The sequence below is a fragment of the Apilactobacillus kunkeei DSM 12361 = ATCC 700308 genome (assembly GCF_001281265.1).
GTDB classification, from domain to species: domain Bacteria; phylum Bacillota; class Bacilli; order Lactobacillales; family Lactobacillaceae; genus Apilactobacillus; species Apilactobacillus kunkeei.
Genome location: NZ_JXDB01000009.1, coordinates 195,421 through 207,884, shown reverse-complemented (window position 1 = coordinate 207,884; position 12,464 = coordinate 195,421). Strand labels below are relative to the sequence as shown.

11 protein-coding genes and 1 pseudogene are annotated in these 12,464 nt (G+C 37.5%); 9 read left to right on the top strand and 3 right to left on the bottom strand.

Going from position 1 to position 12,464, the window contains the following annotated elements:
- The first annotated feature begins 226 nt into the window (after nucleotides 1–226).
- Both RZ79_RS05750 and RZ79_RS05745 read left to right on the top strand, forming a co-directional pair.
- Nucleotides 227–931, top strand: a complete 705-nt coding sequence (locus RZ79_RS05750; RefSeq protein WP_054450531.1) for an NAD(P)H-dependent oxidoreductase — start codon at nucleotides 227–229, stop codon at nucleotides 929–931.
- On the top strand, nucleotides 931–1,110 hold the full coding sequence (locus tag RZ79_RS05745; protein ID WP_053795794.1) for a hypothetical protein: 180 nt from the start codon (nucleotides 931–933) through the stop codon (nucleotides 1,108–1,110). Before RZ79_RS05750 ends, RZ79_RS05745 begins: the two co-directional genes overlap by 1 nt.
- A 33-nt stretch (nucleotides 1,111–1,143) precedes the next feature.
- Here the strand turns inward: RZ79_RS05745 and thiD are convergent, their stop codons facing one another.
- Nucleotides 1,144–1,944, bottom strand: coding sequence for a bifunctional hydroxymethylpyrimidine kinase/phosphomethylpyrimidine kinase (gene thiD / locus RZ79_RS05740; protein WP_054450529.1), 801 nt, complete (start codon nucleotides 1,942–1,944; stop codon nucleotides 1,144–1,146).
- A gap of 167 nt (nucleotides 1,945–2,111) precedes the next feature.
- Between thiD and RZ79_RS07325 the strand changes: the two genes are divergently transcribed.
- From RZ79_RS07325 to RZ79_RS05720, 5 genes and pseudogenes are all read left to right on the top strand, one after another.
- Nucleotides 2,112–2,234, top strand: coding sequence for a hypothetical protein (locus RZ79_RS07325; protein WP_263501376.1), 123 nt, complete (start codon nucleotides 2,112–2,114; stop codon nucleotides 2,232–2,234).
- Nucleotides 2,235–2,287: 53 nt separating this feature from the next.
- Nucleotides 2,288–2,953 (top strand): annotated as a pseudogene (locus RZ79_RS07310) (ribonuclease H family protein); the annotation flags it as partial.
- Between the two features lie 755 nt (nucleotides 2,954–3,708).
- Nucleotides 3,709–4,260 carry a sugar O-acetyltransferase gene (locus RZ79_RS05730; protein ID WP_054450528.1) on the top strand — a complete coding sequence of 184 codons (552 nt, stop codon included), beginning with the start codon at nucleotides 3,709–3,711 and terminating at the stop codon, nucleotides 4,258–4,260.
- Between the two features lie 233 nt (nucleotides 4,261–4,493).
- A complete protein-coding gene (locus RZ79_RS05725; protein WP_054450525.1) occupies nucleotides 4,494–6,083 on the top strand; it encodes a BCCT family transporter in 1,590 nt (529 codons plus the stop codon).
- A 96-nt stretch (nucleotides 6,084–6,179) separates the two neighbouring features.
- Nucleotides 6,180–7,118, top strand: a complete 939-nt coding sequence (locus tag RZ79_RS05720; RefSeq protein ID WP_054450523.1) for a phosphoglycerate dehydrogenase — start codon at nucleotides 6,180–6,182, stop codon at nucleotides 7,116–7,118.
- A 54-nt stretch (nucleotides 7,119–7,172) separates the two neighbouring features.
- Here the strand turns inward: RZ79_RS05720 and map are convergent, their stop codons facing one another.
- Nucleotides 7,173–7,967 carry a type I methionyl aminopeptidase gene (map, locus tag RZ79_RS05715; protein ID WP_054450520.1) on the bottom strand — a complete coding sequence of 265 codons (795 nt, stop codon included), beginning with the start codon at nucleotides 7,965–7,967 and terminating at the stop codon, nucleotides 7,173–7,175.
- Nucleotides 7,968–8,118: 151 nt separating this feature from the next.
- On the opposite strand from map, the gene RZ79_RS05710 reads away from it, so the two are divergent.
- Together RZ79_RS05710 and RZ79_RS05705 are read left to right on the top strand one after the other, a co-directional pair.
- Nucleotides 8,119–8,994, top strand: a complete 876-nt coding sequence (locus RZ79_RS05710) for an alpha/beta hydrolase (protein WP_054450518.1) — start codon at nucleotides 8,119–8,121, stop codon at nucleotides 8,992–8,994.
- Nucleotides 8,995–9,084: 90 nt separating this feature from the next.
- Nucleotides 9,085–10,485: an MFS transporter gene (locus RZ79_RS05705; protein WP_420313690.1), complete on the top strand. Its 1,401-nt coding sequence runs from the start codon at nucleotides 9,085–9,087 to the stop codon at nucleotides 10,483–10,485.
- 42 nt (nucleotides 10,486–10,527) lie between these two features.
- Here the strand turns inward: RZ79_RS05705 and RZ79_RS05700 are convergent, their stop codons facing one another.
- The gene (locus tag RZ79_RS05700; protein WP_054450513.1) at nucleotides 10,528–12,450 is read right to left on the bottom strand and encodes a M13 family metallopeptidase; all 1,923 of its coding nucleotides are present in this window, start codon (nucleotides 12,448–12,450) and stop codon (nucleotides 10,528–10,530) included.
- Between the last annotated feature and the right edge of the window lie 14 nt (nucleotides 12,451–12,464).

The following is a 12,464-nucleotide window of genomic DNA, read 5'->3' as shown; positions in this document are numbered from 1 at the left end:
TTATTTTTAATAATAGAAATCATGTCCAAACCATTGATATGAAAGAGTTTTTTGGGAATATAATTTGTTCGAATCTTAAAAAATGACGAAAAAAACTTAAAAAAACAATTTCAAAATATACGAACAATTATATTTCTTTAATGATTAATGTGCGTAAATTCGTTATAGTGTAAATTTAGGTCTAAATCATTTAAAATAGTGTTATTAAAGAAACGAGGGAACGAATATGAAAACTTTGGTGTTAGTATCACATCCTGAATATGATAATTCAATGACCGAAGCATTCTTAAAACAGTGTCAGTCTGATATTGAAAATGTGGATTGGGTCGTTTTAGATAAAGTTCAAACTAATTTTATTTTTGATAAAGAACAAGAACAACAAAGATTAGCACAATACGATCGTATTTTATTTCAATTTCCAATGTATTGGTACAGTGCACCAGCATTGATGAAGAAATATGAAGATGATGTCTTTACCAAGAACTTCATTGCTCACGAACAAGAGGGTGCATTGAAGGGAAAAGAAATGGGCATCATCACCACACTAGGTGATCCAATCAAGGACTACCAAGTTGGCGGTAGGGAAGGATTTAGTATCTCTGAATTATTGAAACCATATCAAGCAATCGCTCAACGTGGTCAAATGAAATTTTTGAAACCTTTTGTGATTTCACAGTTTGCGTACATGACCGATGCGCAAAAACAAAAGCTTTTAATTGATTACCGTAGTTATTTAACCAACGATAACTTCGATAGCTTTACCAGTTTACAAAAATGGTACATCTACCAACTAACCGCTTTAAAGGAATCCTTGGACGAGGATAAGCAATCCAGGATGGATATCTTAATTGATTATCTTCAATCCAACTACGATCAATTGGACGAATTAAAGTGGGAAATTGATTTAATCAAGAAGGAGGATGATGAATAATGGCTAGTCAAAACGAATGGTTGGAACAACAAATCGAAGAACTAAAAAAAGATGAAACTAGTTTTAAATTATTATCCTTTTTAGATGGCATTAAAGATATTAACAAAGAGCAGCAAAAAAGACTCCAACAGGCCCAAGACGAATTGGACGGTAGAATGTGGAGCCCGGATAAGTGGTAATAAAAAAAGACTCGCCTATGCGAGTCTTTTTCATTATTTTGCCCAGTGGTTAATTGGACCAAATTTGTGAGCAACTGAAATTTCATTCTTGATTGCTTTGTCGACATATTCGTCAGCAATTCTGATAGCATCGGCGATGGAAGTGCCTTTAGCAATTTCAGATGTAATGGCTGCTGATAGAGAATCACCAGTACCATTCTTATGTTCTGTATGATAGTAAGGTCCTTCAATCCAGAAGTCCTCTCCGGATTCTAATAGGACATAATCCTTAACGACGTCTGTTTCACCAGCGACGTGTTTTCCTTTAATAATAACGTTTTTAGCGCCTAAGTCACGAAGCTTTTTGGCGGCAACCTTGGTGTCTTCATCTGAGTTAATTTCCATATCAGCTAACTTTTGAGCTTCGTAGAAATTAGGTGTCAAGACTGTAGCTAAAGGAATTAATTCTTCCTTTAAAGTGTCGTATGCGGCTTGTTCAAGTAACATAGCACCATGTTTAGTCATGATTACAGGATCTACGACTAATGGTCCAAAATCGTATTTTTTGTAGTTTTCAACTACGGTACGAATAAGTTCGGCATCAGCTAACATTCCTGTTTTTGATGCTAAAATCTTAAAATCATCAGCTAAGTCTTTGAATTCTTGGTTGATGAATGAAACTGGCATAGAGACACTGTCATGAATACCAAATGAGTTACCTGCAACACACGCTGTAATTACGGAAGCTCCGTAAGTATGGTGCATAAAGAAAGTATGTAAATCGGCTTGCATTCCTGCACTTCCATCACTATCTGAACCCGCAATGGTTAAAACTTGGGGAAAATCATTTGTCATAAAATTGCCACCTCTTATTATTAAATTGAAGTTATTCTAACACAAACTTGTAAATTGTAAACAATATCGATATAATAATGAGTGAATAATTCTAATTTGCGTTAGGTACCGTCTTTATATTATAATGGTACTAATTAATTTATAGTTAACAGGAAGGGGTGTCTCTAGTGAGAATTTGTCATCCAAATGGTGTTCAAGGACGTCGTCCAATCAACAACAACAAGCGTAACAAGAAACAAAGAGAAGTTGCTGACTTACAAAAATTCTTGAAGTCAAAGCCTGCTAAATAATCTTTTGGACTCAGATTTTCTGGGTCTTTTTTTGTACATAAAAGGAGAAAAAGATGGCTAGTAAATTTTATGCAGTAAGAAAAGGAAAAAAGCCAGGTATCTATAGCACTTGGGACGAATGTAAGAACCAGGTTAACGGTTTTCCCGGCGCCGAATATAAAAGTTTTAAGACCAAATCAGAAGCTAATGCCTACATGGGATTAAGTCAACCTGCCAAAAATATAGCGCCTAAGATAACCAAGAGTGGATTAATTACACTATATAGTGACGGTGGTTCTAGAAACCACGGAAACAAGCTTGGGCAACACGTTAAGGATGATGACAAGGCCGCCTGGGCATATCTAATTATCAAAGACGGTAAGAAACATTATGCTTCTGATGGTGAATTCGGTGCTACAAACAATAAAATGGAAGTCTTAGGGCTAGTTAACGCCTTGCAGTATATCATAGACCAGGGATGGCAAAACGAGTCTATTAACGCTATATTGGACTCCAAGTACGTCTTAGATTCAATTACTAAGGGATGGCTAAACTCATGGCGTCGTCGTGGATGGAAGAAAAGCGATGGAACAATTATCAAAAACAAAAATGAATTCATGCAACTATCCGCACTACTAGGACAATTTAAGCACTTAAATTTTAAATGGACTAAGGGGCATGCTGATAACTCTGGAAACAATTTTGTTGATAAACTTTTGAACGATACAATGGATGGTATGAAATTAAATCAACCAAAGAATACAATTGTTCACTCGACATTTGAAGACGAAAAAAACAAAACAGAAGAACCGCAGAAAGTAGTTAAATTATTTGCACATGGTAAGCATATTAATGTCTCTGGTTTGAATCAATACGTCGATTCAAACGGTCCATCTGTCTGGGCTTATTGCATCGACTTTGATGACGAAATAACATCCAATAGCGGTGGAATGAAGGGCATCAATAATTCCAAGATGCAATTGTTATCAGTTATCAATGGCTTAAAAAAGTTAGTGGAAATGGATTTAAACTCAAAACGAGTCGAGGTGATTACACCTTCCTTGTACATTTCACAAACCATAAACGATGGCAAGCTAGCGTACGCCAAGACTCATGATTGGCAAAGTTTTAACGGTGAAGTCATTACCAATGTTGAAGAGATCAAACAATTGGCCGAGGTCTTAGAAGAGTTTAAAACCATCAAATTTGTGAATTCTAATTTTGATAATAATGATAAAGCAATTACTACTGTTCAACAGTTGTTAGACGATGAGATTAGAAAAATTAATCCTGACTTAGCAGAACAACTAAAACCTAAGCAAAAGGTGGCAGAACCAAAGCCCAAGCCAAAACAACCCGAAAAGGCCAAGGAATACATCGACAAGGATAAATCTGTATCTGACATCGAGAAGAGCCTTCGTGATTTAGGTTTTTTTGATAAATAATTTCATATGATACAATAATCATTGAATAAGTTATGAAAGCTGGCAAAAATATGAAAACAGAACGTGAAAAAATGACGGCAGGAGAACCCTATCAACAATACGACGAAGAGTTGCAACAAAGACGTAGTGTTGTTAGAAAAGAGTTAAGCGCCATTAATTCACTATCAAATAATAAAGAACAAAACCAACGACTAGCCAAGTTACTTGGCAATAGTGGTAAGAATCTATGGATTGAAACAGGAGTTCAATTCGACTATGGATACAACATCCATGTCGGAGACGACTTTTATGCTAACTACCACTTAACATTGTTGGACACATGCCCAATCACAATTGGAGATCATTGTTACTTTGGTCCAGACGTTGGATTGTATACACCGGTACATCCACTTGATCCAGACCAAAGAAAGGCCGATGTGGAAATGGGAAAATCAATTACCATCGGTGATAATTGCTGGCTAGGAGGACATGTGACTGTATTGCCCGGTGTTACATTGGGTGAAAATGTTGTCGTTGGTGCTGGATCAGTTGTTACCAAATCATTTGGCGACAATGTGGTCATTGTAGGTAATCCAGCTCGTGTTATTAAAACGGTCAAATAGGAATTAAAATATGCTTTTCAAACGCCCGTGCGGCCACATTTTACATAAATTGTTATTTGTGTATAATATAATTGAAATGCAAAAATAATTCGAATTTAATTTGTATAACCTTAGAAAAGCTGTGCAGATGGTCATTCGTTATATACGAATCACTTATTTGTGCAGCTTTTTGTGTTTAATCTCAGAGGAGGATTATTATTTTTAAAAGTAAAAATATCGACAAGCTCGTCTTTATTCCTACTGTCGTATTATTTTTAGGGGTTTCAGTATTTTTGATAATTGGTGGTTCTTCACTGCAAGGACTTCTAAACAGCGTATTGAACTGGGTAACCAGCAATATGGGTTGGGGGTACATGTGGATTTACATCATCAATTTCTTGTTTTTTGTATATTTGATGTTATCAAAGTATGGCAATATTCGTTTGGGGGAACCTACGGATAAGCCGGTGTACAAGAACTTCCAGTGGGGTTCAATGGTCTTTGCGACCGCCATCGATGCAAGTATCTTAATGCTTAGTATGGTTGACCCATTGAGATATGTTCAACATCCAGAAGGATCTGTAAAACCATACTCAGTGACTGCTTACAACTTAGCTCACATGTATGGTCAATATGATTGGGGTCCAATGGCTTGGTTGATGTTTGCGGCACCCACGATTGCTATTGGTTATATGATGTATAACAAGAAACGCAAAATACAATCTCTAAGTGATGCGATTACCATTTTAGATGGTGAAAAACTCTGGCAAAACATTGCCAGAAAAATCGTCAACCTATTAGTAGTATTTGGAATCATGGGAGGGGTAGGAGCCTCCGTAGGTTTGGAAATCCCAATCATTTCTAAAGTCCTAAGTTCTTTAACCGGAATTCCTGACAACCTAAATATGAAACTAGGATTATTCTTGGTATTATTCATTATCTTTGCACTCACCGTCTTTAAGGGACTAAATGGTGGAATTGATAAATTAAGTAATGCCCACATCTGGACCGCCATTATTTTTCTAGCAATTGTCTTGCTAGTTGGTCCAACTGTATACATTCTAAATTCAGAAACAAACAGTGTCGGATTATTGATTCAAAAATTCATTCCAATGAGTATGAATACCGTGCCAAACGGTCGTCCTGGAATTGCTCAACAAGAAACCATTTTCTATTGGGGCTGGTGGCTTTCATACATGCCATTTATGGGACTATTCATTGCTAAGATTTCCAAGGGGCGCACAATCAGACAAATCGTCATGGGGATGCTGACCTATGGTGCATTGGGATGCATGAGTTTTTATGCTGTCTTTGGTGGTTACTCACTATGGCTACAAAAGACAGGTACATTGAATTTAACACATATTTTAAATACGCAAGGTCAGGCCGCTGTTATTTCAGCTGTTCTTGGAACTTTACCAATGAAATATGTCATGTTTGCATTTTACTTTATTTCCTGTTTCATCTTCTTAGCAACGACAATTTCGTCGTCAGCATTCGTGCTTTCTTCATTTACCAGTTTGCCACTTGGTCCTGGTAAAGAACCTAGCCGTGTTAACAGAATGACTTGGGTAGTTGTATTTATCCTATTCTCATTCAGTTTAGTTGTCGTTGGGGGATTTGAGACAGTTCAAACGTTCTGTACCCTAGCAGGTTTCCCATTGATGTTCGTTTGCATCTTAATCATTATGTCAGTCTTCAAGATGATTAAAAATGATCCTACGGTAATTAGAAACCCTAGATGGACACCACGTCGTGGGAAGAAACCAGTTACTGTTGAACGAAAAAATGCCATTAAAGGTAAATTAATCTTATGGCCAAAAAATACAATTAATAAACATTAGAATAATTGAAAGCCACTATATGGATATAAAAGTCCATGTAGTGGTTTTTTTGTGATAGTATTTATATGTTATAAAAAATTAGGAGTTGAAGAGAAAATGGATAAAAAAGTAATTATTCCTAAAGAATTCGCTCATTATTTAGGTGAACCACTTAGGGATTATGGTTTTGAAGTAGTGGAATTAGAAGATCAATATGCAGAAACACTACTTCAACATAAAGATGCAGATGGCATGGTGCTTAATGCGACTCCATTGAGCAATGAAACTATCGACCAAATGCCCAATCTAAAGGTGATTGCGCGTTTTGGTGTGGGATACGATAATGTTGATTTAAACCACTGTAAAGAACGAGGAATTTACGTTACCAATACACCAGGTGGAAATGAAGTAGCAGTTGCTGAATGTGCCGTTACAGATATCTTAATTTTATCTAAGAATCTATACACAGTTTCTCAAAAAATGCATGAAGGTGATGATTCATACGCATTCCATCATCCATCACATGATATTAAGGGTAAAACAATTGGAATTGTTGGTTATGGAAACATTGGTCAACAAGCTGCCAAGATGCTTTCAGGTTTCGGAGTTAATACACTAATCTGGAACAGAAGTCCTAAGACTTCAGAATATGGTGAATTCGTTGAATGGGATGAATTATTCAAACGTTCTGATTTCGTCTCACTACATCTACCAGCAGTGAAGGGAACTATTGGTTCTGTTAATAAGGAAACATTCAAGATGATGAAGAATTCAGCATTTATCGTTAACTTCGCTAGAGGTGCAGTGATTAATGAACAAGACATGATCGAAGCCTTGAAGTCTGGTGAAATTGCCGGAGCAGGTCTAGACGTGTTCGAAAAAGAACCACTTCCAATGGACAGTGAACTAAGAAAGTTACCAAACGTCTTCATGACACCACATAATTCAGGATTCTCAGTAGAATCATTTACTAAGATTTCTAACATGGCAAGTAGTGAAGTAAACCACGTGTTAAACGGTGAAAAGCCTGAACACTGCGTTAACTGTTTGGACTAAATCAACCAAATAAAAAGGCCCCGTAAGAATTATCTTACGAGGCTTTTTTATTTATTATAGTTTGTATTTTTCGTCTATTTCATCGCCTTGTGAGGTTAAAATCTTTGGACCATCTTTAGTAATGGCAATGGTGTGTTCGTATTGAGCCGAGTTAGTACCATCTGATGATACGTAGTAAGTCCAGTCGTCCTTAGCATCGTATCTGTCAGTGATTTCCCAGGTTCCTAAGTTAACCATTGGTTCAATGGTAATGGTCATACCTTCCTTTAGACGTAGGCCCTTACCAGGTTCACCGTATGCAGGAACGTTTGGTTGTTCGTGCATAGTAGGTTGAATTCCATGACCGATTAGTTCACGAACGTCACCCATGTGGTTTTGGTTTTCGATGAAGTCTTGGCAAGCAAAACCAATGTCACCTAAACGGTTACCAACGACGGCTTGGTCGATTCCGCGGTATAAAGCTTCCTTACATACATCCATTAGCTTTTGGTCTTCTTCTGAAATATTTCCAACTGCATAAGTCCAGCAAGAATCACTTTCAAAACCATCCTTATTAACGGTCATATCAACCTTAACAATGTCACCATCTTTAAGCTTTAGACCCTTACGTGGAATTCCGTGAGCTACTTCGTCGTTAACTGAAACACAAGTAGCAAACTTGTAGCCTTCAAATCCTTTTTCTGATGCTTTGGCACCATGTTCTTTAATGTATTTGTCTGCAAATTCTTCGATTTCCCAAGTGTCTAGACCTGGTTTGATCATGTCACGTAAGCCAAGGTGAACGCCAGCTAAGACTTCACCCGATTTGGCCATCATTTCGATTTCGCGTGGTGATTTAAGTGTAATCAAAATAAATTCTCCTTTATTCGTTCATATTTAGTCTGTACCTATAATCTACTACAAATTACTAGATTTGGCTAATTAATGCACATAATTATGGATGTAAATTTCGTGATTTTCTAGTATGATAGAGAGTAGAAGAAAAGAGAGGGGAATCATCTTGAGTAAAACAGCTAAGACCAATATTATTTTGATTATTGTGACATTGATTGTTGCGTTTTTCGCAGTCTTCTTTGCGATTAGAAGTGACAACCTATTAATGTCTCGATCATCTAGAGGTGGTCAAAATACACCAACATTGTATGTCCACGGATTGGGTGGATCTAGAAGATCTACCAATCACTTGGCAACAATTGCATCACGTGATGGAGGTAACCGTTCATTAGTCATTCTAGTGGATAAGGAAGGAAAAATTGATTACAAAGGAAAACTTCAATTAAATACCAGAAAGCCAATTATTCAAGTTATTTTCCAAAAGAAGTTCACACCAGTTGATAAACAAGTTAGCTGGCTACACGAAATCCTATTGAGACTAAGAGATCACTATGGATTTAAGTACTACAATGCCGTTGGGCACTCTGCTGGAGCCGTTACCATCTTAGATACAGCTGCTAAGTACGATAAAGATGAAGATATGCCAAAACTACAGAAGTTTATTTCAATTGCCGGACCATATGATGGTGTTATCAAACTAAGTAGTATGGGGACAGATAATTATGTTGATTCACAAGGTAAACCAATGATTTACTCAGAATCAAATAAGTGGTTCCCATCATATCAAACACTATTAAATGACTGTAAGAACTTTCCTAAGGATGTTTCCGTATTGAATATTTATGGAAATGATAATTCAAAACAAGATTCAGATGGAGTTGTTTCAGTTTCTTCAGCTAAGTCATTGAAGTATTTGATTGGAAAACGTGTTAAGAACTATGAAGAGATTCCGGTCAATGGGGTAAATGGTCAACATAGTCGTTTGCACCATAACATTTTTGTTGATCACATCATTGCTAGGTTCTTGTTCGATGAAAATTAAGTAAAGCAAAATAGTTTACTTATGAAACCTAAATCGATAAAATAGAAAAAGTATTAATTTATAATCATTCTAAATTAGGAGATGAAGGTTTTGAAGAATTACGATTTAAGTGGTAAGCCCTACAATCGTTTTTTGTTCGTCATTGTCTTACTTTTAGGTAGTTTTACAATGTCAATGAGCCAATCATCAATTTCAACTGCTTATCCTACGTTAATGAGCTCATTTGGAATTGATGCTTCGACGGTTCAATGGTTAACTACTGGATTCATGCTAATCATGTGTGTCATGATGCCAGTTAGTCCATGGTTACTTAACAATGTTAAGTTTAAACAATTATTCTTATTAATTTTAGCAATTTTTGATATTGGAACTTTAATTGTGGTAATTGCACCTAACTTTCCAGTAATGATGTTAGGTCGTGCAATGGAAGCAATCGCTGTTGGTATTTTATTCCCATCATACCAATCAGTGTTGTTATACATTACACCGGAAGAAAAAAGGGGGACTACCATGGGATTTGCTGGTCTAATCATGGGTTCAGCACTTGCTTGTGGTCCAATTCTTTCGGCAATTGTTCTACACTTCTCAGCTTGGCGTGGATTATTCATCGTCTTTGCCGTTATCATTTCAGTTCTATTTGTAATTTCACTATTCGCCATTAAGAACGTAATGCCACAAAAGGAAAGTCACCTAGACTTCCCATCAGTCATCCTATCAGTCGGGTTGATTGGTATTCTATACGTGGTTAACATGATTGGTAAGACCAATATTGATTTAACAGAAGCCGTTATCATCTTAGTTGTAAGTATCTTAATGGTTGCGATGTTTGCAATTCGTCAATTCAAGATGGATCAACCACTACTACAATTGAGAGTATTGAAGGACTTTAACTACGACCTATCAGTTGGTTTAACTGGTGCTTCATACATTGCCTTGATTGTTGTGACAATCATTTTCCCTCTTTACTACCAAGACGTATTGGGAGTAAGCAAGACCGTTTCTGGTTTAGCATTAGCTCCTGGTGCCATTGTATTGAGTTTATTAAACCCATTAACTGGTAAGTTAGCAGATAAGATTGGTTTCAAATCAACCATGTTAACAGGGATGTTCATGATTCTAGCTGGATGGTTAGTATTGAGCATCACTGGTGCCACATTGGGTCTAGTTCCAATGATGGTAATTGCTGCAATCATTGAAGGTGGAAACGCCTTTGTGATGATGCCAGCCGTTACAATGGGTGCTAACTCATTACCAAAGGATTTAATTTCAGATGGTACTGCGGTTATCTCAACATTTAGACAAATTCTTGGATCAACTGGTGTCTTGGTTGCTACCTTGATTTTATCTAACGTGATGAACAACAACATTGCTAAGGGAATGAGCCATGCAATTGCCCAAATGGGTGGTTTCCATGTTGTATTTATAACTTTCTTTGTAATCGAACTATTCGGTTTAGCAATGGCATTAATGCTTAAGAACACTAAGAAATAAAACAAAAATAAAAAGGCCTGACGTTTGTCAGGTCTTTTTTTATTACCAAATATTTACTCGTTTATCTTCATCCAAGTACATTCCATCACCGGGTTTAACGTCGAAGGTCTTGTAGAAGTCTTCTAGGTTCTTCACTTGAACTTGTGCTCTTAGTTCAGTTGGAGCGTGCACATCGATTGATAGTAGTAATTGTTTGTATTGTTCAGTTGATTTTGTACGCCAGATAGTTGCCCAGTTGATGAAGAAGTCACGTAGGTTCACGTCTGATTCGCCCTTGGCAGCTTCTAGGGCACAGCTTAACCCACCGGCATCGGCGATGTTTTCTGAAACGGTCAACTTACCGTTAACCTTTTGACCGGCGAAATCTAAGCCATCGAATTCCTTAATCATGTTTTCGGCTAAGGCATCGAAGTGCTTGTGATCATCTTCGGTCCACCAGTTGTTTAGGTTACCGTATTGGTCGAATTGACAACCGTTGTTATCAAACGCATGAGAGATTTCATGGGCGATAACGGCACCGATACCACCGAAGTTTTGACTTGATGATTGTTCTAGGCTGTAGAATGGTGCTTGTAAAATAGCAGCAGGGAAAACAATCACGTTTTCAAGAGGTGAGTAGTAGGCGTTAACAGTGTTAGCGCTCATGTCCCAGATGCTCTTGTCTACTGGTTGGTTCCACTTACTGAACTTATCCTTAGTGATAATCTTGTCGATGTTTTCAACGTTGTTGTATAAATCACCGCCATCTTCCCTACCAACTACCTTGAATTGGTGGTAAAGTGGGTTGATTGCGTCAGGGTAACCAACGTGAATAGCTAGGGCGTTTAGCTTTGTGATAGCCATCTTCTTGGTGTCTTCACTCAACCAGTCATTTTGTGATAGACGCTTTTCGTAAACGTTAATCATCTTAACGACCATGTCGTGGACATCTTGTTTGGCTTTTTCACCGAAGTACTTACGACCGTAGTAGTCACCAACGACTTGGTCGAATAAACCGGATGCTAGGTAGTAAGCAGCTTTCTTAGGTTTAGTAGCTTCCTTCTTACCTGAAAGGGTACGTGAGAAGGTACCACCGATTTGACGGAATTTTTCTGATAGTAGACCAGCAGAACCCTTAACAACCTTCACAATCATCCAGTTCTTCATCTTGGCGAAGGTATCGTCATTGACGATTTCATTGAAGGCCTTGAAGTAGTCTGGTTCAGTCACGATGACTTGATCAGGGACTTGGCCTATTAGACCAGTTACGTAGTTATCCATATCGAACTTGTCGATTTGGCTAGCTAGGTCACTGTAGCTCATTGGGTTGTACATCTTGGTGAAATCGGCATTTTCTTCTGCTGATTTGATGTGTGGTGCAATTGTTCTATCAAAGTCTTCAGCGGCATCGACGATGTTTTTTGCTTGTTGTTCGTCGTAGCCAACCATGGTTAATAGTTTTTTCATCATGTCACGGAAAATAGGCATTAGTTTGGCACCAGCCGGGTTTTGTTTGTCATAGTAAGTCTTATCCGGTAGGAAGGTTGAAGCACCACTTGCATATAATGCGTTGTACTTGGCGTTCTTCATGTCTGCTTCAATGCCGAAACCAAAAGGTAGGGGTAAACCAGATAGAGTCCAATCAGCTAGTTGCTGGTTTAAATCTTCGAATGATTTAACGTCTTCGATTCTTTGAAGGGTGGCTTTAAGTGGTTTGGCACCATCTTGTTCACGCTTATCAAAGTCCATTGCTAAATCGTATAACTTCTTGAATTCTTGCATATCGTCATTTGATGGTTGCATTGATCCATCAAGTAGGGCGTCAAAGTCATTCATTAAAGTTTTATCGATATTATCGACTAGGTCCATGAAACCACCGGTTGAAGAGTGATCTGATGGAATGGTTGCATTCTTAACCCATTCACCGTTAACGGATTTATAGAAGTCGTCTTTGATTAGTGATTCGTTAATCTTGTCATTACTCATTTTGACACCTCATT

What these genes read in the sequence shown, in the direction of transcription:
- RZ79_RS05750 (WP_054450531.1), top strand. Translation starts at nt 227, where the DNA reads ATGAAAACTTTGGTGTTAGTATCACATCCTGAATATGATAATTCAATG.
- RZ79_RS05745 (WP_053795794.1), top strand. Translation starts at nt 931, where the DNA reads ATGGCTAGTCAAAACGAATGGTTGGAACAACAAATCGAAGAACTAAAA.
- thiD (WP_054450529.1), bottom strand. Translation starts at nt 1,944, where the DNA reads ATGACAAATGATTTTCCCCAAGTTTTAACCATTGCGGGTTCAGATAGT.
- RZ79_RS05730 (WP_054450528.1), top strand. Translation starts at nt 3,709, where the DNA reads ATGAAAACAGAACGTGAAAAAATGACGGCAGGAGAACCCTATCAACAA.
- RZ79_RS05720 (WP_054450523.1), top strand. Translation starts at nt 6,180, where the DNA reads ATGGATAAAAAAGTAATTATTCCTAAAGAATTCGCTCATTATTTAGGT.
- RZ79_RS05700 (WP_054450513.1), bottom strand. Translation starts at nt 12,450, where the DNA reads ATGAGTAATGACAAGATTAACGAATCACTAATCAAAGACGACTTCTAT.